We start from the raw sequence: 20,744 nt of genomic DNA on the forward strand, positions 1-20,744 counted from the left end.
GATGCGTTGTTTTGAACCAGGAAAAAAAGGATTTAAAGATTAGCAGGATCCTTTCAATCCTTAAATCCTTCCTTTCCTGGTTCAAAGACAAACATCCTTCCTTTCCTAGTTCAAAGACAGCCATATCATCCTAAAAAACAATAAAAAAATGGCGACCATTATCGGCCGCCATAGGTCTTTATACTAAATACTAACTACTAAATACTATCTCCTCCCAAACTCGTAGCCTACGCTAAAAGAGGTTACGCGATTTAAGTATTTCGTATCGGTATTCGATATATTGATTAGGCCTGCAGAACTCGAAATACTAAGATTGAAGCCGTTCATAAATCTATAGCCTAGAATAGCGCCTAATCCGAAGTCGAAAGGGTTAAGCTCGTCAACGCCGCTTCCCCAGTGTAAATCCACACCTTGGTTATCGCTAGTAACTTTTGCACTGATGCCATAAGCCAAATATGGTCCTCCTCCAAAAAAGAAGACACCGCTCCTTGTTGGCACTCTGCCTAAGAAATTCACTGGCACTTGTAAGTAAAGAAATTTGTCGATGTAATCCCCTTCCGGTAGTTTAGACTTACCGCCCTTACCTTCCAAAGAAAGTCCAGGCTGTATGGAGAACCCTTGATTTATACGGGCATCATAATAACCTGTGACGTGGAATCGGGAAGCCATCTTGGTGGTAGCAGAATAGTCGCCTTCGCGGATAAACTGATTTGCTAAGTTGTATCCTGCGCGGAGTCCAAAATTGTTTTGAGCCATTACGCCCGTTGTCATGGCTAACACAAAAGCCATAAAAAAATAGAGTTTTTTCATGTTGGTTTGTTAAAATTCATAATTCAAGAACGCTTATTAAACTCCCGAAGGCTCGGATGTTTACGCATAAACGATCAGATAAATATAGCTATTAAGTATATATGTTGATGCCAATATTTAAAATATCATACACATAATTTTCCTATCGGATCAATCACTTTCCCCTCTATTAATTAAATGGGTGAGCCGGAGGTAAAATATCCCACAAATTTGAAAACCAAAGTATGGGGAAATCTTTGGATTTACCGCTCTTGACATGCGCGCCCCATTTTCGCTAAAATCTATCCCCAAAATCGATATTACACTAATAGTTTAAAATATATCTTTGCGCTATTATTTATAATTAATCTAAATAAACAGAATAAATGCATACACATTGGGTAAAAACATGCGGGCGATTCTATATCATTCTATTATTATTATCAATTTGTGCCTTAAATAATCTTTGGGCACAAGATAAAAGTGGGTCGACAGGAATATCTATTAGCGGGTATGTGCTCGACAGGGAGCACAATGCCATAGCAAATGCCTTGGTTATAATTAAAGGCAGCAGACATTCAACCACAACCGACGCGAAGGGTTTTTACATCCTAAAATGCAAATCAGGACAGCAGACGCTTCAGATTTCATTAACAGGCTATAAACCGACAAAAAGAACAATACACTGCAAGAATGGCTATAACGAACTGGCGCCGATTTATCTAGAGGCTCACGATGACACGAAGATATCGGAGATTATCGTTGAAGGTAAATCCGCTATAAAAAACGTTAAAGAAAGCCCATTCAATGTCGCAGTTTTAGACGCGAAGAAATTCCATAATTGTCCCGTCGAATTAACGGATGTCTTGAATCGTGCTTCCTGAATCAAAGTCAGGCAAAATGGCGGGCTCGGTTCGCGAAGTTCCATAAGTTTAAATGGCTTTTCCGGACGCCATGTTAAGATCTTTATCGATGGCGTTCCAATGGATGGCATGGGTTCTGCATTTCAGTTGAACAACATTCCGATCAACCTTGCGGAGCGAATAGAGATCTATAATGGTGTTGTACCTATCGAACTCGGCGCAGATGCATTAGGTGGTGCAATCAATATCATCACAAATAAAAATAGCAAGTCGTTCGCTGATGTCTCCTACTCTTTCGGTTCATTTAATACGCATAAAACCAACATAAACTTAGGGCACACTACAAAATCGGGATTCACAGTCTTATTAAATGCCTTCCAAAACTACTCGGATAATAGCTATCCTGTTTATACACAAGTGCGAGATTTTGAAACAAGCATTATTTCCAAAGACAGCGTATGGACGAAAGCGTTCCACAATAACTACCATAACGAGACCGCTGTCTTGAAAACCGGTTTTGTTAATAAAAAGTGGGCCGACCAATTCCTTGTCGGAATTACATTAGGCAAAGACTATTCAGATATACAGAATGCCAACATCATGAAGATTGTTTATCGCGAAAAATCCAGAAAAGGAACAACGGTTATGCCTTCCTTAATCTATACAAAAAAGAACATATTTACTCCGGGCTTTGATGTCACTTTAACGGGAAATTACAATCGCAATTATAACCAAAATACGGATACAGCAACGCGAGAATACAATTGGTATGGTCATTTTATTCAAAAAAAGACTGTCGGTGAAGGCGTCAATTCAATAGTTGAATTTTATAATAACAACGCAAATGCGTCGCTTAATCTAATCTATAAACTCAACGAGCAGCATAGCTTTGCATTGAACGACAACTGGTCGACCTATCAACGCGAAAATGCGGACAAAAATATTATCAAAGATCAGTTTAGTTTGCCAAAAGATAATTCGAGCAATTATAAAAATGTTGTTGGGGTATCCTATAAGTACAACTATAATAAAAAGTGGGTAAGTACTATTTTCGGAAAACACTACATCCAAAGCACCACTGGTATGGTCAATGTGGGTGAAAGCGAATCCTTTCCAACATACAAAGAGATGACAGCAAAGTCAGACGCTTTCGGCTATGGTATAGCGAGCACTTTTTTGCTGAATGATTTCCAGTATAAAATCTCCGTCGAAAAAGCGCTACGCATGCCATCTGCCATCGAACTCATGGGAGACGCCGTGCTTGAACGTGCCAACGCATCATTGCGACCGGAAGTGAGTGAAAACGTAAATCTCGGCATTTCCTATCAGAAGGACTTTGCAAAGAACCATGCGGTATATTTTGATGCCAGCGGTTTATACCGGAATGTTACCGACTTTATTCAACGTCAAATCGTACCTCGTACCGGCGAGGCCAGCAGTGTAAACCATGGACAAGTCCAAAACATCGGCGTAAATTTCGAAGGTCGCTATTATTATAAACGCTTTTTCAGCGCGGGCGGTACGGTTACTTATCAAAGCTTAATCAACAAAGAAAAATACGATAAATATGGGAATGCACAATTGTCGCAAACTTATAACGATCGTATGCCCAACCAACCCTACTTCTACGCCAATGGCGAAGCGGAAATACGAATCCCCGACTTAGGCGCAAAGGCCAATCTATTCACGGTGGGTTACCACTTGCATTATGTGCATTCCTTCTTTCTTCGTTGGCCAAGCTTGGGTGAGTCAGGCGAAAAAACAAGCATCGATAAAACGCTTTCCCATGATATCATCGCCTCTTACGCCATGAAGTCAGGACGCTACAATATCAGCGTAGAAGGACGTAACATAACCGACCAGCGCCTCTATGACAATTATAGCCTGCAAAAACCAGGAAGAAGCTTCAATGTCAAACTACGCTATTTTATCATGTAATTTTTTCAAAAACAATCATATTATTATGTTCCAAACTCAAATTAAAAATCAAACAAATAGCAGACTATTTTTTACCATCTGCGCACTAGCATTCGGAACAAGCTTTACCGCATGTTCTGATGAGGAAGTACCAAAAGAGAAGCCACGTGAATCAGAAAAAGTAGAATTCTTCATCGCGGCAACGCAGGGAGAAGCGTCGTACCTACTTGCGGTTCCGGACGTGACGAAAGGTACAACGTCTATCAAAGGGAAAGGTTTAGAAGCTGATGCTTATACCGCATGGATCTTCCCTACTCCTAAAGTTGGTATCGGATTGAAATATCAAAAAGGGGATCCTGGAATTGGTATCGGCGTTGCCTTAGGTCCTGATGGAAAAATTGTCAAAAGTGGCAGTGAGTTCCAAATAAAATCAAGATTTACCACCTACGGCCCTTTCCAAGAGAAAGTGCTATCCATCGTAGGTGGTATCAAAGTGGCAGATGATCCTAAGAACATTTATTCGACTTTCAATTTCATCGACCCTGCAAATGGAAATGCTGTTACAACGATCACGAAGAACACGACGAATTTAACTGGAAATGGAGAATATGCAACGCTTTCCGGCGTAGTACCGTTCGGTCCGAAAGAGTTCTTAACGGCACTGGTACCTTCTGTTATCAATTCAAATACGGGCAGCGGTGGTGCTTCCACCGGTGAGACGAAGTACCCTGACTCGGTATGGATTGCCTCTTACGACAAGGATCTGAATATAAAACAAATTTACGGGATGATCGTATCGGCTATGCGTCGGGTCGTTTCCGTTCGCAGTATTACTCTTCTATTGCTCAAGACGGTAAAAATAATGTATATGTCTTTTCGCCTGCAAACGACGCTCGCTCAACAAAGCCAGCAGGTGTTATCCGTATCAATGCAGGACAAAAAACATTCGATAAATCTTATTATTGGAACCTAGAAAGCGCTGTTACGGCTGCAGGTTCGACAGACGCGAAAATAAAATTCCAGAAAGTATATCATATTGCCGGCGACTACTTTGCATTAACCTATGTACGTCCGGCAACTACCGCTCAAAAAGGTCCAGCGCAACCCAATGATATCGCCATTTTAAATGCGGTTAACAAAACGTTCCAATGGGTGAAGGGACTTCCTGATTTCAATGCTAATCCAAGATTTGGATTACCAATTGCAGAGGATGGAAAACTTTACATACCAGTAACAGAAACAGACAAAAACCCGGCGATCTATATTATTGATGCGGCAAGCGGAACAGCTACAAAAGGCTTGGAAGTCGAAGCGAGCGAAATAACAGCAATCGGAAAACTCAGCAAATAAGGAATTGACGATTCAATCCATACACCCTTAGAGCGCGGACTTCGGTCTGCGTTCTTTTTCTAAACATTAATTATTAAGACGCTATTATGGATGATTGCAGGACTCTCGCTTCAGCAACTCGTGTGGGGTGTAGCCGAAATGCTGTTTAAATACTTTTATAAAGTGCGAGACACTTCGATATCCAAGTCGCGTTGATAGTTCATTGACGTTATAATTATTTCCGAGTAAACTCCGGGCAAGCTCCATCCGACATTTCACAATATATGCATAAATCGACGTTCCGAACAAGGTCTTAAAGTCTCTTTTCAGGTTCTTTTCATTGTACCGAAATTGCAAGGCTAATTCGTGAGCATTTGGCGGTCTTTCCAAATTGACTTCCAGATACGATTTTATCTTTAACAGGGTATCCCTAAAGGGAGCTTCAATTTGATTGAGTTGCGCATAATTGCGACACTGATGCACGAGAAAAAGAAGTTCCTTCAACTTGATGGCGATATACAAGTAGGTATTTTTAGCGAAACGTTCCGGCCCATGGAAGATTTCTTCGATTACCTTCAACATGTGTAAGTCTAATAAAAAAGATTCATTGGGACGGTTTTCTGGAAATCCCGACAGGATATATTGACGGAACTTATCATTAGTTAACCAGGTCTCCCCTGCTGTCAACGTGAGATAGTATGGTCTGGACATCTTCAGAATGATGTAGTTCAATTCCTTATTCGGAGCTATTTGCATCTTTCCTCCAGCACCTTGTTCATTTAAGTAATTATGGAGCAACATCCCTATCTGGTGAGAATAATTCTGCATTCCAGCACCATTCAGCACTGATGTCTTGCCATTTAAATAAAAGAAAAAGCGAATATGATCGCCAGTGGCAGAAAATTCCTCCGATAAGGTCTGGGCCGATTTAAGCTTACACTCCTCGAGGAAAAAACCAGATGAGTATAACTTTTTGATGTGAATCGAGGCAACATTGAAGCGTTCAAAATCTAAACTTTCCTGCTGTATTTCAGCATTTTGGCAAAATTCATCCGGAATATCCAAATCATATGCTACCGAATCGAGTTCTGGAATTCTAGAATAAAGATGCATGTGAACTAAAACAAAATTCAGTTAATTAATACGGACAAAAGTAAATAATTTAGATTTAATCTAATTAAAGTACTTAAAATTTGCTAGATTTGCTCCCGGAGTCGATACTCCCTTTATTTACTATGAAATAATAAGCGTAGACAGATAAAAAAAACAAAAATGAAAAAGCTATTATTACCTGCCTTCCTATTTTTGGGACTTTGTGCAAGCGCACAACAAAGTACCCTTTTAAATCATGATTTCTGGAAAACAAAACCTGATCTTAATACTGTAAAAGCAGAAATTGAGAAAGGGAATAGCCCTTCGCAACCCAATGCTGGTTCATGGGATCCTGTATCCATTGCGATAGTTAACGGCGCATCGACAGATGTGTTAAAATACATGATTGAGCAAGAGGGAAATGGCATCGATAAAAAAACGCACCATAGCAGAAGCTACCTTCACTGGGCAGTCGGTTCTGGAAATGCTGAATTAGTTGATTATTTAATCGCTAAAGGTTCTGATGTAAAGTATCAGGATAGTCATGGCGCATCTATTGCAGGATCTGCCGCAAGCTCCGGAACGACCAACTTCGCAATCTACGAATCGCTGTTTAAAGCGGGTGTTGACCCAAAACAAACTTACGATGATGGAGCAAACATACTGTTGTTGGCTATCTCCATGGATGAGGATCTAAAGATTGCTGAATACTTAACAACAAAGGGCCTTTCTATCAAAGATAAAGATTCCAACGGCGCAACTGCTACAGATTATGCATCTCGCTTCGGAAATAAAGCATTGATCCAGAAATTAATTGCTAAAGGTGTTCAACCTACAGGCAACGCGTTATTCTTTGCTGCAATGGGTTCAAGACAAAAATCAAATGGTCTAGATACTTATCAATACCTCGTTGAGGATTTAAAATTGAATCCAAAATCAACGAATAAAGACGGGGCAACCATCCTTAATGCATTGGTTCGTCGTCCTGACATGGCTGTCATCAACTATTTCTTAGACAAGGGCGTAGATCCTAACATTGCAGACCGCGAAGGCAATACGCCGCTGATGGGTGCCGCAGCAGGTCGTGATGTAGCCGCTGTTGAGCTATTGATATCCAAAACAAAGGATATTAATGCGAAGAACGATAAAGGTGAATCAGCATTAACGAAAGCGGTGTCAACTGGTGCACCTGAAATCGTACAAGTTTTATTGAAAAATAAGGCCGACGTTAATGTCTTAGATAAAGATGGCAACAACCTTGCATTTCATTGGTTCAACTCATTCCGTCCTGCCCCAGCATCGGCTGGTCAGCAAGCGGATCCTTTCACTGAAAAATTGCAAATCTTAAAAGCAGCGGGCCTTGATGTGGCTAAGCCGCAAGAGAATGGTAGCACATTATACCACATTGCAATCACAAAAGAAAGCATGGACTTGATCAATAAAGCAGCAGAATTAAATGTTGACATCAATGCACAAGATAAAGACGGGATGACTGCTCTTCACAAGGCAGCCTTGATCGCAAAAGATGATGTATTCTTGAAGAAACTTGTAGAGCTTGGTGCGAAGAAAGAATTGAAAACAGAATTTGATGAAACGCCATTGGACTTAGCGAGTGAAAATGACTTTATCAAAGGAAATAGTACGGCTTTAGATCTTCTTAAATAACAGAAAATGAACAAACTATATAAAGTACTTACAGTTTTATTCTTTGTCCTGTTCGGAATGGGGACTTCCTTTGCTCAATCGAGCAAGTACAAATGTATGTTGCAGATGAACAGCTACCAAGGGGAAGCAGCCTACGTTGTTATCTCGTTAATCAATCCAAAAGGTGGTTATGAGAAAACTCTTGCTGTACTCGGTCCTGACAAGCAATGGTACAATACTTTAAAAGAGTGGTACAAGTTTCAAACGAAATCTAAGGAAAAATTAAGTGCTGTAACCAGTGCTTCCATCGGTGGTGGTGACCGCGCAATCAAAACCATCAGTATCGAGGATAGTAAATTGAATAAGGGCTACAAATTACGTTTTGAAACTGCTGTAGAGGAACAGAAGTATCATGTAAAGGATATAGAAATTCCATTGACGACGCAAGGTATCACTGAACGCGCAGCTGGAACAGGTTATTTACGATTTGTTAAACTAAGTAAGGTTCAATAACACTAAAATATGGTATTATCCCTTTGGCGATATGCACATCTTGCCCTAGCGATTATTTCTTCAATTTTCCTGATAATTTTATCGCTCACAGGAGTTATCCTATCGGTAAATGCCATATATGAAAAAACTCCCGATCTCCAAGTTGATAATTTTGAAACGGTAAATCTCGCGCAGGTTATCCCAAATCTGCAGGAGATTTACCCGGAAATCATATCTATCTCAGTAGACCACCGAGGATTCGTCAGCATCGATGCTATCGACGAAGAAGGCGAATCCGTAAAGGGCTATATCGATGTCAACAGTGGCGAGAAAATCGCTCCTATCGTTCAGCAAAGTTCTTTTATACAGTGGACCACTGCCCTACACCGTTCCTTATTTCTTAAAGAAACAGGACGTATCATTGTAGCCGTCGTTTCTTTCCTATTGATTTTGATCAGTATCAGTGGTATTGCACTGATTTTAAAACGTCAAAAAGGAATCCGTCACTTTTTTGCGAAAATCCAAAACGATTTCTTTGCACAGTATTTCCATGTTGTCACAGGGCGCTGGATGCTTATTCCAATCCTACTCATCGCGTTTACAGGTACTTGTCTATTTTTATTGCGATTAGCGAGCTTCCAAGGGGAAAATCAAGAGGTAAATATCCCCATCAATGAGACGGAGGAAGAGCAGGTGTTAGCGGCAAAAGATTTCCCTGTTTTTCAAAAAACTTTATTGAAAGATGTGGAACAAATTGATTTTCCTTTTATTCCAGACGATCCTGAGGAATTCTTCATCATCAAGTTAAAGGATCAATCGATCAGCGTGAACCAAATCAGTGGGGCAATTACAGAGCAGACCATCTTTCCGAAGCAAAAAGGTTGGGAAAGATGGAACCTCGACATGCATACCGGTAGAACCAACATGATTTGGGCATTTATCTTAGGCATCGCCTCTATCAATATTCTGGCGTTTATCTATACCGGTTTTGTAATCACGCTCAAAAGAAGCAAGACCAAGATCAAGAACAAATTTAAAGCGGCACAAGCACAAATTATTGTTCTATATGGATCCGAGAATGGCAGCACGTTATTCTATGCAAATAAGGTCCATCAACAATTACTTGCCGCCGGCCAAAAGTCATTTATTGCCGGACTAAATCAATACCAATCTTATCCCGAAGCTAAACAACTGCTCGTTTTTACTTCAACCTATGGATTAGGAGATCCTCCATCCAATGCGGGCAAGTTTTTTGATCTTTTGAAACAGTATCCACAAAAGCAGCATGTTGAATATAGCGTTGTTGGCTTTGGGTCGAAAGCCTATGCAGACTTTTGTGCATTTGCTTTGGAGGTCGATAAAGCACTCTCTGTTCAGGAATGGGCAAGCCCCTATCTCCCTGCTCATGTCGTTAATGATCGATCTATTGATGACCTTCTAATTTGGATCAACAATTACATTGAGAAATCGTTGCTGCCCCTAGCGACAGCGGCTTCGGTATATGCGGAGAAACAGAAGAGATTGCATAAATGGAAAGTAATTGAAAAAACGGCAATTACAGCCGACAATAGTACGTTCCGCGTCACCCTGAAGCCTCTCTCTCGCGTTAGTTTCAATTCAGGCGATTTACTAGCTATTTATCCGGCAAACGATCAACGCGAGCGTCTATATTCCATCGGTAGATGTAATAATTTGCTGCAATTGATTGTGAAGAAACATGAGTTCGGCCTGGGTTCCGGTTTCCTTTATGACCTGCAATCGGAGCAGATTATTAAAGCGCGTATGATGCCGAATAAGGACTTTAACTTTCCAAAGAAAGTTAAGGAGGTAGCCATGATATTCAACGGAACAGGTATCGCGCCGTTTCTAGGAATGATCGATCAAAACAATAAGCAAATTCCGATTTATCTATACGGTGGCTTCCGCCATGAAAATGATTGGGTGAAGGAATATCAAAAATTTGCAGAATCAAAAATAAATCAGAAACAGCTAGTTGACTACCAGTTCGCTTACTCAAGACATACCCCTGGCCAGTACGTGATGGAATTGATAGAAAAGGATGCCGAACGCTTTGCCGAACTTCTACGCAATGGTGGCTGTATAATGATCTGTGGATCGCTTGCGATGCTTCGTGACGTTGAAAAGGTCTTAAACGACATCGTAAAGGAAAGAAATGGTCAACCACTATCGTTCTATCACGACAGCAAACAAATCCTTCACGACTGTTATTAATAATATCGAGATCATGAAGCGAATCCTACTCAGCCTAACTTTTATTCTTGCGGGGCTACAAGTCAGCCTTGCACAGGTACAGATTCGTCGCGCAATGACCTTGATGGGTTCCCAATTTGAAATAACCCTAGTAGATCAGGACAGCATTGTCGCGAATAATCATATTGATCAAGCTGTTGCTGAAATAGAACGTATTGAGAATTTAATTTCTGAATGGCGCCCGCATACACAAATATCCGAAGTTAATCGTAACGCTGGAATCAAAGCGGTTCAAGTGGATCGCGAGGTCTTTGAACTCACGGAAAGGGCTTTATATTTTTCGAAAATCAGCGAGGGAGCATTTGATATCAGTATCGCTGCGTTGGACAAAGTTTGGCGATTTGATGGCAGCATGGAACACATGCCGAGTGAAGCAGAAATACAGAAATCTATCGCGCATGTGGGCTATCCATATATTGAACTAGACAGCGTCCATTCTACCATATTTCTTAAAAAACCGAATATGAAAATCGGATTTGGTTCTATCGGTAAAGGTTATGCCGCCGATCGTGGCCGGAAATTGATGCAGGATTTGGGCGTTCCAGCAGGTATGATTAATGCGTCCGGTGATATTGCATCCTGGGGTCAACAAAAAGATGGAAAACCATGGACTATTGGTGTCTTGAACCCTTTCCGATCGCATAAAATGATTAAGGTTTTAAGGTTCAATGAACATGCTGTTGCGACCTCTGGTAGCTATGAGAAATATGTTGAATTTGATGATGTGCGGTACTCTCACATTATCGATCCCAAAACAGGTTATCCAGCCACTGGCGTTGTGAGTGTAACAGTTTATGGACCCTCCGCAGAATTTGCTAACGGACTTTCCACATCCATGATGGTTCTGGGAGTTAAAAAAGGTAAAAAATTAGCGAAGAGGTTTCCGGAATATAGGTTCATCATTATTTCGGATAATAAACGGATATACCGATAACGCATTTCCTTTAGTCTATGTTTTAAACTGGCTAGGACTAATTCCAAATCTTGCCTTAAGTGCCGTCGAGAAATGCTTCTGATTCTTATATCCCAATAATTCAGCAAGTTCCGCAATACGCAACTCTCCACCCTCTATCAATTCAATAGCGCGATCCATCTTCGTTTCACGCCAAAATGAAAAAACGGTGGTGCCAAAAACCTCTTTAAACCCCTTCTTCAAGGTGCACTCGTTGGTTCCCACTTGGTGGGCAAGATCCATTAAGGTAAAGTCTGCATCAATTTGATTGACTATAATATCTCTCGCAGCATATATCCGCTCGACCGTTGTCCTACTTAATGCCGTATCAAAATCTCCATCTTTCGAAAACTGCTCAAATTGCAACATCAATAGCTCGATAACTTTGGATTCTAGAAACATACGTTTGAAGATCCCCTGACGTTTGCAATCTAGAATATCTTTGATTATCTGGTACATCTTAGCACTGATGCGAGCATTTCTTTTTCCAAATGAAGCAGATTTTCGCTGTTCTATTCGGTTTCTAAACTGATCAAATAAGGTTGTCCCCTCTGGTAAGAAGCGTTGAAAGAATGAAGGCGTAAAATTAATCTCGAACACTTGCAACTCTGGGTCATCCCACAACATATGTCCTGCGACGCAATTGCCGTAAATGATATTATGGTCGAACGCAGCGTATTCAATTGTCCCCTGTTCTAAATTCACTTGAGCAGAACTATGTCCTTCAATGCAAAATGCATCTCTATCGTTTCAAAATCACTTTCAAAATTAAATCTGATTCGTTTCCTATGAGATAGATAACCATAACCAATATGCACACCTTCAAAAGATAATTCTCGGTAATAACCCTGATCGACCAGATAGTTCAAATCCACTAAATCATCTACCAGATCCTGGCTTCCCAGGAGTTTAACGCTAATAAAATCCTTACTAAAACTTAAAATACCCGTCTCGCTATCATACACTTTCAGATTCATTCTTCATCCTTTAGGTTATCCCTTATTTAAACTTTTTATTCCTTTATTCGAACCCACCATATTGTCGCATAGGTTACATTTGTATAAATATAATATTAATTTAGAATGATTATAAATATCATTAAGAAAAATAACCATCTTAAAAATTAATAAAAGACGATATGCCTAGAGTTCCACAATGGATGGCAGACGCCATGGAGAAATTTTTTAGTGGCAGTTACCATGCCTCCCGAGTCACGGAAATTGAGTACCTCGCGCCAGAACTTAAATACATCCGCTTTGAAGGCGACTTCTCGGGTGTAAAAACCGATTTTGTCGCGGGTAATGTAATCGAAATTAGAGTAAATGCAACTGAATTTCGGCATTATACCTCTTCCTATTTCAATAGGGAGCAGGGTGTTTGCGATATTTTATTTTATCTGCACGACAAGGGGCCTGGTAGCCGCTGGGCAGAAAAATTGCGCGTTGGTGATCCGGTTAAACTTCTTGGTCCGGGACGCAAAATGTCCTTTGTGAAATATGCCAGTGCACATGTTGTTATTGGCGATGAAACTGCCATCGGGCTGATGCAAAGCATCAATAACGCGTCCAAGATGAAAGCGCGTCCCTGTTTTTGTTTTATTGATATTCAGCAAAAACACAACAGTTGGCTTGAATGGATTAATTTAGAGGATTGCAGCTATAGAACAGTCAATATGAGGGCACTAGAAGATTCGTTTCGACAATATGTTGAATGGATTGATAACAATGACATTCTGCCATCGTACATCGCCTTTTATCTATCAGGGAATACTGCGACGATTCAGCTCTTCCGAAAGGAACTTATCCGAAAAGGATACAGCAATAAACAGATACAAACTTATCCCTATTGGGCCGAGGGGAAAATCGGTCTCTAGAATTACTTTTTGTTTAAACAGCAAATTGACGAAGACAATTTGCCCTATTAATTTCCTTAAACTTGCCTGGTCCCGAATAGACGTTGAGGTCTTATTAGTAATTATTTATTCCGGGACCGGGCGGGCTTAAGGTTTAACTCGCCTATCTTCAATACTTCCTAAAGCCGTATGGCATAAAGCACCCCTCTTCGTCAGAATCCTAAATTTCATAGCTAAAGCAAACTATTATATCCTAAAAGTTGTTTCATTAAGAAACACATACTATGAATTATAAAACCTGTCTTAAAATAGCGTTGGGCTCAGCTATATTAATTGCCCCTTTTTTAATTGGTGCATGTAAGTCGGTGAAAGTACCTCCCGGGGTCAATGTTGTGGACAATTTCGACATTAAATCCTATGCGGGAAAATGGTACGAGATAGCGCGCTTTGACTTTAAGCATGAGAAGGACATGAACCAAGTAACTGCGGAGTACTCGCTGAACGAAGATGGCACAATTAAAGTGTTGAATAAAGGTTATGACACGAAAAAAGGAGAATGGAAGGAGTCAGAAGGGAAAGCGGACTTTGTTGGCGACCCGACAAAAGGTGCTTTAAAAGTATCATTCTTTGGACCATTTTATTCAGGCTATAACGTGGTCGCTATGGATCCTGCTTATGAAAATGTATTGGTGTTTGGAGAAAGCACTGACTATATCTGGTTCTTGTCTCGAAATAAAACTATGCCTGAACGTGTTAAAGAAACTTTTGTAAAGAAAGCGATGGATGCAGGATATGACATGAGCAGACTTGTTTGGACAGAACAGAAATAGATAAACAAAAATTATTAAGCGCCTTCGGGCAAAAATTGACACGATGAGTACAGAAAACTTAAGCAATAAAGAAGCAATCGATAAATTACGTGAAATGGTCGATAAGATAGATATCGGCATGTTATGTAGCTTTAAAAAGGATGAGAAGCAGCCCCATGCTGTTCCAATGAGTCGACAGGAAGTTGATGAGGAAGGCAATATTTGGTATTTATTTTCGAAACAAAGTGAAACCTATCAGCATTTACAAGCTGACCGTCAAGTCTCTCTAATTTATGCCCAACCTAAAGATTATGAATTTTTAACCATCAATGGACATGCCGAAATCTCTAGAGATGAAGCTCGCATTGAAAAGTATTGGAACAAGATGATGGAAGGCTGGTTTGAAAAAGGAAAAGAAGATCCAAACATTCAGGTGTTAAAAATCGTTCCTAACGACGCATATTATTGGGACCAGAAGTCAAATAAACTTATTACGCTGATGAAGGTAGCTGCGAACGCTGTAACCGGCAATAATTTCGATGTCGGCAGAGATGGGAAACTATCAATTTAAGAGAGATAGAATCTTTAAATATCCCCTTTGTGCTTACTAATATTTTTAGTATTTTTGTTGTAATCATCTATCATTATTATGATTACAGCAGAGGAAAAGCTATCGATATTAGCAGATGCTGCGAAATATGACGTAAGTTGTAGTTCCAGCGGGGGGAAAAGAAAAAACGAGGGCGGAATCGGTGACTCATCTCGTTCAGGTATTTGTCATACCTATACCGAAGATGGGCGCTGCGTTTCCCTTTTAAAAATTTTGCTCACCAACTATTGTATCTACGACTGCGCTTTCTGCGTCAGTCGCCGCAGCAACGATATTCAGCGAGCCGCATTTTCGGTAAATGAAGTGGTTCAACTAACGATGAATTTCTATCGTAGAAATTATATCGAGGGGCTTTTTTTGAGTTCTGGAATTTTTAAATCGGCAGATTTTACGATGGAACGACTTATGCGAATCGTGAAAAAGTTGCGAACCGAAGAACGCTTCTTTGGTTATATACATTTAAAAACAATTCCTGGTGCGAGTGAAGAGCTTATTAAAGAAGCTGGGCTTTATGTAGATCGAATGAGCGTCAATTTAGAGATTCCTACTGAGGAAGGGCTAAAACAATTGGCGCCGGAAAAAGACCATGATTCTGTTCGAAAACCGCTGCAGTTTGTAGATCAGCAAAAGATTATGCTCTCTGAGGAAAAGAAGCTAATGAAGCACGTCCCTACCTTTGTGCCTGCCGGACAAAGCACGCAGATGGTCGTCGGAGCAACTTCAGAGACGGATTATGATATTATGAAGATTTCGTCAGAGTTCTACAAGACATACCATCTTAAACGAGTTTATTATAGCGGATATATCCCTATAAATAATGAACACAGTATGCTTCCGCAAGTTGGCACTGCCCCTCCCCTGATTCGAGAAAACAGACTCTATCAAACCGATTGGTTGTTAAGATTTTACAATTTTAAATTGGATGAGATCCTAAATCCTGAACATCAAGATCTGGATTTAGATATAGATCCGAAACTAAGCTGGGCTCTGCGAAATCCTCAATACTTTCCTATCGATGTCAATACAGCGGACTATGCCGCGATTCTGCGTATCCCTGGTGTTGGCCGTGGTTCGGCACTAAAAATTATACAGGCGAGGAAATTTGGCAAACTCTATGAGCATCACTTAAAAAAAATCGGCATCGCCTTCAATCGGGCAAAGTATTTTATGCGCTATGCCGACTCTGTAAGGAATTGGGGCGACCTTCAAATGCATGCGATCAAAACTTCGATTCTATCTTCAGGAACGAGCAAGTATCTGCCGAAGGCAGCAAGTAATCAATTAAGCTTGTTCGCATGACCTACTATATTTTTGATGGTAGCTATTTGGGCTATTTAAGTGCCTTCTTCCAGTCTTTTCAAGAAAGAAAGGTGGATGCAATTCCGATGATTGATGAAAAGTTAGGATCCAGTTTATTTGCTGTAAAGACTTATGTTGAGACGGATTCAGAACGCGCGAAGCGGATATTGAAGGGTTTGGAAAAGCATATAGGTAAGGAGCGTGTTTATGATTTTTATAGAAACTTTTTGTCCGAGGATCCGAAAGCTTGGCATATTGGCTTTAAACTGATGCGAAGCATTTTTACAAACAACCCTGGCATCTTAAAAAACTATGCGGATGCTGATGCGCTCGCCTTCTCTCAGACTATTAAGAAGATGGGGAGAGAGAGCCATAGAATGAAAGCTTTTATACGTTTCAGCAAATCGGCAGATGAGCTATACAGCGCTGTTATAGAGCCAGATTTTAATGTGTTGCCGCTCATTATCTCCTTCTTCAAGAAGCGCTTTGCCGATCAGCGCTGGTTAATATATGATGTAAAACGACGTTATGGATATCTCTATAATTTGCAGGATATCCAAGAAGTCACCCTGTCTGAAGCCTCAAATAACGGCGCTGACTTAGCCATTCAGATCGAACTGGATCAACAGGAAACACATTACCAACAGTTATGGAAAGCTTACTTTAAGGCGACGAATATCGTGGCTCGCAAGAATATCAAATTACATGTTCAGCATGTTCCTAAACGGTATTGGAAGTACTTAGTCGAGAAACAGGATTAGATAGATTATTCAGGTATTGCCTATTTAATAAGTTTCTTTACCTCTTCCAACTCGTCAATTTCTTCAACCGTCTTGTCTCTACGCCATCGAGCAATCCGGGGAAATCGTAGTGCTATTCCTGATTTATGTCTGGAACTCCAACCTATCCCTTCAAAAGCGATTTCAAATACGAGCTCAGGCTTAACAGTCCGGACAGGCCCAAACTTCTCGATTGCATTTTTGTTTACAAAGCGACTCACTTCCTGAATTTCCTTATCGGTCAATCCCGAATACGCTTTGGCTATGCTGACGAGTTTGTCTCCATCCCTCACGGCAAATGTATAGTCTGTATAGTAGCCGCTACGCCTTCCACTTCCTTTTTGCGCATAAATCAGCACAGCATCAATGGATAGCGGGTCGATTTTCCATTTCCACCAATCGCCACGCTTCCTGCCGGCATGATAAACAGAGTTCTTGTGTTTTAGCATCAGGCCTTCGCTATTTTTATCTCTGGCAGAAGCACGCAGCGATCCGAGCGTGTCGAGTTCTTGAAATTCGATTATCGGAGATAGCATCAGTGACCCCGCTTGATTCATATGGAAAAGCTTTTCTAGTTGCTGTCGACGAAATGCTAGCGGTTTATCGCGCAGGTCTTCTTGATTCAGTTCGAGCATATCGTATAAGATCATAGTTACCGGAATCTCACGCCGCATTTTATCCGTGACGGTTTTTCGATTCAAGCGTTTTTGAAGAAATGTAAAGTTCAGAACTTCACCATCAAGGAACGCTAGAATCTCCCCATCAAGCACGAAATCTCCTTGCCACTTGCTGAATTCCGCTACTAATTCGGGAAATTGATCGGTGACAAGTTCCTCACCTCTTGACCAAATAAAGACTTGGTCGGCTCTTTTGATAATCTGTCCACGTATTCCGTCCCATTTATACTCTGCCTGCCAGTCCTGTGGATTGATCAGGGTTTTCTCTAAATTTTCTAAAGGATATGCCAGGCAAAACGGATAGGGTTTGGAAAGGTTGGTGTTGACATAGTGCCCACGTATGAGCAGATCAAACTCGACATCATCTATTAGCCATTCTCCCATAATGCTGTGCGCAACTGCTGATGCATCGAGCCCGCTATGAAGAGCAATTGCATTGATTAGGCTTTTCGCGGAAATACCGACACGGAAGCTACCTCCCAGCAACTTATTAAAAATAAATCGTTCTTGGTGCGGCAGGTTCTCCCAAGCATGAAGCACAAATGCCTTTTTTTCTTCATCAGTTTTCGTGTTCAGGTCTAGTATGCGATTCATCCATTCGGACAATGCCAAATCGATATTACCGGTTGGATTAGGCAGAAGTAAAGAGATCGTTTCTGCAAGATCTCCAACAGATGAATAAGACTCCATAAAAAGCCAATCCGGGATATCGACAATTTCTTTGACCCACTCGCGCATCAGCGTGGTACTGATCTGTCGCTTGGGTCGACGCCCGGTAAAAAGACTCAGAAACCAAAGCTTATCCCTGTTCTCCGCAACCTCCAAATATTGAACGATCGCTTCGGTTTTCAGCGATGTCTTATTAGTACTGTCTAATGTATTGATCAGCTGAGCAAATTCTTTCATATCGCTTCGTTTTCTTTCATCAATGCTTCTTCCTTTTCCACGCCAAAATCCGTTTTTACTTCCTCTGCCAGTATCCCATTTTCATTTAAATATTTACTGAACACAGCGGTTTGTCCATGTGTGACATAGACTTTCTCAGCACCTGTCTCTTTGGTCACGCGCAACAAATCGTTCCAATCGGCATGGTCGCTTACGGCGAATCCGGCATCCGCGCTTCGCCATCTCCTTGCGCCCCGTACCGCCATCCATCCTGAACAGATAGCATAGGCCATATGTGGAATCCGCTTGATTACATTGGTTCCAACAAGCGAAGGTGGAAGGATCACGATGTTTTTATCTATATGTTTTAAGTCTTCGCGAAGATCGACGGTTTCATACTCCGGCAATACAATTCCCACGCTTTCGTAGGCTTTATTTAAGCGTGCAATGGAGCTATGCACATAGATGGGCGCCATTCCCGCCACTGCTCTCATAATACGTTGAGCTTTCCCCAGTGAATAACCTACAAACACAGAAGTCTTTCCGAACGATTGATTTTTTAAAATCCAATCCTGCAGCTGCTTATTGAGATTTTCTACTGATTCCCATTGATAAATCGGCAGTCCAAAGGTGCTCTCGGTGATGAACTCATGACAACGCACAAGTTCAAAAGGGTTGCTCAGTCCATCATCTTGTAACTTATAATCGCCTGATACTACGACCACTTTGCCCTTATAAGCTATTCGCACTTGAGCGGATCCGATAATATGCCCCGCGGGATGCAGAGAAACTTCGACTCCATTGATGTTTATAGCCTCGTTGTAATCTACATCCTGCACTTGTATAGCTTCTCCAATACGTATCTTAAGAATGGGTGTGGTAAAGCGATGGCATAGGTAACTTCCCATTCCAGCACGTGCGTGATCAGCATGCCCATGGGTAATAATTGCCCTATCTACCGGAAGCCAGGGGTCTATATAAAATTTACCAGGGATACAATAGATGCCTTGGGGTCGAAATTCAATGATCTGCATATCAAGAGAACGAGCATGAGCATGCAATTGTTTGGCTAAGCCACAGATCAATGGATCTTTTCCATTTTTTCAGATGGCATCGATTATCAACCTCTAGTGCACGGAAATGAAAAACATCACACAAATAAATTGGCTTTTTCTATACTTAAAGCCGTAAAAACAAGTAACTTTGTCCCATCTACAGAAGATTCTGCTTATGAAATCAACACTAATTAGCTTTCTTACCCTAGCCATGCTATGCTCCATTCAATTAAATGTGCTCTTTGCACAGGATGGAACTCTTAATTCAGACGAACTATTCTTACGAGCACGTACCGAAGCTTTTGACAATAAAAATTATAAGGCAGCTGTTGGTTTAGCAAAACAGGCCTTACAAAAAAGTCCCGATTATACCGACATCAGCGTATTTTTAGGTAGATTATATACTTGGATGGATCAGCCTGATTCTGCGAGGATGGTATTCAAGCAATTAGAATTAAAAAATACGACAGACGAGGATTTCCATTTAGCATTTGGATCCTTAGAATATTGGGAAGACCAAAATGAAGAGGCCCTTCGTATTGTGAACCATGGTCTATCTTCACATCCGCAATCGACGGATTTATTATTGCTGAAGGCAAAGGTTTTAAACGCCTCAAAGCGTTACGCGGAAGCCAACGAACAGCTAAATGAACTGCTTGCCGTAGACCCGAAGAATAGCGATGCACGCGAATTAGTAAATGCTATCCGTGAGCAGGTTGGTGGAAATGAGATAGGCGTTACATATAATTGGATGCACTTCGACAAGCAATTTGCGGATGATTGGCATATTGTGGGTGTAAGTTATAAGAGACGCACGCCGATTGGCTCCTTCATTTTTAGAACCAACTTTGCAAATAAATTTGGTAGCAACGGAACGCAATTTGAACTTGAAGCTTACCCACGTTTATCTAAAATGTTCTATATGTACTTAGGAACTGGCTATTCCAATAGCGACGGTATTTTCCCAAAGTTTAGAACCGGAGCCTCCTTATACGCTAATTTGCCAGCAAGCTTTGAAGCTGAAGTTGGATATAGGCAATTGAAATTCACTGAGAATGTATGGATGTATACCGCATCCGTCGGAAAGTACTATAAGAACTTTTGGTTCAACGCTCGGACATATTTAACACCTGGCGATGATAATATTTCGCATTCCTACGCCGGTACAGTACGCTATTATACAAAAGGTGCGGACGATTACTTTGGTCTAATCGTTGGCTCTGGTATAAGTCCGGAAGAGAACAGAGAGAATCTCCTAACGGGCGATAGCTATAAATTGAAAACTTTTAAAACCGGATTAGAATATAACCTGAGTGTAAAAGAGAAAAACCTGTTCTCCATTTCCTGCACATACTACAATGTAGAGTATCAGCCAGAAGTTAAAGACAATCAAATAGACATAACGGTTGGTTACAGACGCAGATTCTAA

General features: G+C 40.9%; 19 protein-coding genes and 1 pseudogene. 14 read left to right on the forward strand and 6 right to left on the reverse strand.

Features of this window, described 5'->3' with window-relative positions; translation table 11 throughout:
- Positions 1–204 precede the first annotated feature (204 nt).
- Positions 205–810: a porin family protein gene (locus B2400_RS00230; RefSeq protein WP_286651289.1), complete on the reverse strand. Its 606-nt coding sequence runs from the start codon at positions 808–810 to the stop codon at positions 205–207.
- Positions 811–1,175: 365 nt separating this feature from the next.
- Here B2400_RS00230 and B2400_RS00235 point away from each other — a divergent pair, with 365 nt between their 5' ends.
- The 4 genes and pseudogenes from B2400_RS00235 to B2400_RS00250 all read left to right on the forward strand — a co-directional run bounded on the left by B2400_RS00235 (position 1,176) and on the right by B2400_RS00250 (position 4,919).
- Positions 1,176–1,673 (forward strand): carboxypeptidase-like regulatory domain-containing protein, encoded by a 498-nt coding sequence (locus B2400_RS00235; RefSeq protein WP_286651290.1) that lies wholly within the window; start codon positions 1,176–1,178, stop codon positions 1,671–1,673.
- Positions 1,674–3,590 carry a TonB-dependent receptor plug domain-containing protein gene (locus B2400_RS00240; protein WP_286651331.1) on the forward strand — a complete coding sequence of 639 codons (1,917 nt, stop codon included), beginning with the start codon at positions 1,674–1,676 and terminating at the stop codon, positions 3,588–3,590.
- 25 nt (positions 3,591–3,615) lie between these two features.
- A pseudogene (locus tag B2400_RS00245) lies at positions 3,616–4,227 on the forward strand (DUF4374 domain-containing protein); the annotation flags it as partial.
- 80 nt (positions 4,228–4,307) lie between these two features.
- Positions 4,308–4,919: a DUF4374 domain-containing protein gene (locus B2400_RS00250; protein ID WP_286651291.1), complete on the forward strand. Its 612-nt coding sequence runs from the start codon at positions 4,308–4,310 to the stop codon at positions 4,917–4,919.
- A gap of 84 nt (positions 4,920–5,003) precedes the next feature.
- Here B2400_RS00250 and B2400_RS00255 read toward each other — a convergent pair whose 3' ends face one another.
- Complete coding sequence (locus B2400_RS00255; protein WP_286651292.1) at positions 5,004–6,011, reverse strand: helix-turn-helix transcriptional regulator; 1,008 nt, start codon at positions 6,009–6,011, stop codon at positions 5,004–5,006.
- A 159-nt stretch (positions 6,012–6,170) separates the two neighbouring features.
- Between B2400_RS00255 and B2400_RS00260 the strand changes: the two genes are divergently transcribed.
- Genes B2400_RS00260 through B2400_RS00275 form a run of 4 tightly spaced genes read left to right on the forward strand, consistent with a single transcriptional unit; the run spans position 6,171 to position 11,331 of the window.
- Entirely contained in the window at positions 6,171–7,655 is a 1,485-nt protein-coding gene (locus tag B2400_RS00260; protein ID WP_286651293.1) for an ankyrin repeat domain-containing protein, read from the forward strand.
- 6 nt (positions 7,656–7,661) lie between these two features.
- Positions 7,662–8,147: a DUF2271 domain-containing protein gene (locus B2400_RS00265; RefSeq protein ID WP_286651294.1), complete on the forward strand. Its 486-nt coding sequence runs from the start codon at positions 7,662–7,664 to the stop codon at positions 8,145–8,147.
- A 9-nt stretch (positions 8,148–8,156) separates the two neighbouring features.
- Positions 8,157–10,358: a PepSY domain-containing protein gene (locus B2400_RS00270; protein WP_286651295.1), complete on the forward strand. Its 2,202-nt coding sequence runs from the start codon at positions 8,157–8,159 to the stop codon at positions 10,356–10,358.
- Positions 10,300–11,331 (forward strand): FAD:protein FMN transferase, encoded by a 1,032-nt coding sequence (locus B2400_RS00275; protein WP_293930105.1) that lies wholly within the window; start codon positions 10,300–10,302, stop codon positions 11,329–11,331. The genes B2400_RS00270 and B2400_RS00275 overlap by 59 nt, the downstream gene beginning before the upstream one ends.
- A gap of 15 nt (positions 11,332–11,346) precedes the next feature.
- Here B2400_RS00275 and B2400_RS00280 read toward each other — a convergent pair whose 3' ends face one another.
- Together B2400_RS00280 and B2400_RS00285 are read right to left on the reverse strand one after the other, a co-directional pair.
- Positions 11,347–12,054, reverse strand: a complete 708-nt coding sequence (locus B2400_RS00280; RefSeq protein ID WP_286651297.1) for a helix-turn-helix domain-containing protein — start codon at positions 12,052–12,054, stop codon at positions 11,347–11,349.
- Positions 12,051–12,326, reverse strand: a complete 276-nt coding sequence (locus B2400_RS00285; protein ID WP_286651298.1) for a hypothetical protein — start codon at positions 12,324–12,326, stop codon at positions 12,051–12,053. The genes B2400_RS00280 and B2400_RS00285 overlap by 4 nt, the downstream gene beginning before the upstream one ends.
- A 161-nt stretch (positions 12,327–12,487) precedes the next feature.
- Here B2400_RS00285 and B2400_RS00290 point away from each other — a divergent pair, with 161 nt between their 5' ends.
- The 5 genes from B2400_RS00290 to B2400_RS00310 all read left to right on the forward strand — a co-directional run bounded on the left by B2400_RS00290 (position 12,488) and on the right by B2400_RS00310 (position 16,680).
- Entirely contained in the window at positions 12,488–13,222 is a 735-nt protein-coding gene (locus B2400_RS00290; RefSeq protein ID WP_286651299.1) for a siderophore-interacting protein, read from the forward strand.
- A gap of 263 nt (positions 13,223–13,485) precedes the next feature.
- Positions 13,486–14,031 carry a lipocalin family protein gene (locus B2400_RS00295; RefSeq protein WP_286651300.1) on the forward strand — a complete coding sequence of 182 codons (546 nt, stop codon included), beginning with the start codon at positions 13,486–13,488 and terminating at the stop codon, positions 14,029–14,031.
- A 43-nt stretch (positions 14,032–14,074) separates the two neighbouring features.
- Positions 14,075–14,581 carry a pyridoxamine 5'-phosphate oxidase family protein gene (locus tag B2400_RS00300; protein ID WP_286651301.1) on the forward strand — a complete coding sequence of 169 codons (507 nt, stop codon included), beginning with the start codon at positions 14,075–14,077 and terminating at the stop codon, positions 14,579–14,581.
- 78 nt (positions 14,582–14,659) lie between these two features.
- The gene (locus tag B2400_RS00305; protein ID WP_286651302.1) at positions 14,660–15,919 is read left to right on the forward strand and encodes a putative DNA modification/repair radical SAM protein; all 1,260 of its coding nucleotides are present in this window, start codon (positions 14,660–14,662) and stop codon (positions 15,917–15,919) included.
- The gene (locus tag B2400_RS00310; RefSeq protein WP_286651303.1) at positions 15,916–16,680 is read left to right on the forward strand and encodes a TIGR03915 family putative DNA repair protein; all 765 of its coding nucleotides are present in this window, start codon (positions 15,916–15,918) and stop codon (positions 16,678–16,680) included. The genes B2400_RS00305 and B2400_RS00310 overlap by 4 nt, the downstream gene beginning before the upstream one ends.
- A gap of 20 nt (positions 16,681–16,700) precedes the next feature.
- Here B2400_RS00310 and B2400_RS00315 read toward each other — a convergent pair whose 3' ends face one another.
- Together B2400_RS00315 and B2400_RS00320 are read right to left on the reverse strand one after the other, a co-directional pair.
- Complete coding sequence (locus B2400_RS00315) at positions 16,701–18,281, reverse strand: ATP-dependent DNA ligase (RefSeq protein ID WP_286651304.1); 1,581 nt, start codon at positions 18,279–18,281, stop codon at positions 16,701–16,703.
- Complete coding sequence (locus B2400_RS00320) at positions 18,278–19,294, reverse strand: ligase-associated DNA damage response exonuclease (RefSeq protein WP_293930106.1); 1,017 nt, start codon at positions 19,292–19,294, stop codon at positions 18,278–18,280. The genes B2400_RS00315 and B2400_RS00320 overlap by 4 nt, the downstream gene beginning before the upstream one ends.
- Positions 19,295–19,490: 196 nt before the next feature.
- On the opposite strand from B2400_RS00320, the gene B2400_RS00325 reads away from it, so the two are divergent.
- Positions 19,491–20,744 carry a YaiO family outer membrane beta-barrel protein gene (locus B2400_RS00325; RefSeq protein WP_286651306.1) on the forward strand — a complete coding sequence of 418 codons (1,254 nt, stop codon included), beginning with the start codon at positions 19,491–19,493 and terminating at the stop codon, positions 20,742–20,744.

It is taken from the genome of Sphingobacterium sp. UBA6645 (assembly GCF_002455685.1).
Lineage (GTDB): Bacteria > Bacteroidota > Bacteroidia > Sphingobacteriales > Sphingobacteriaceae > Sphingobacterium > Sphingobacterium hotanense.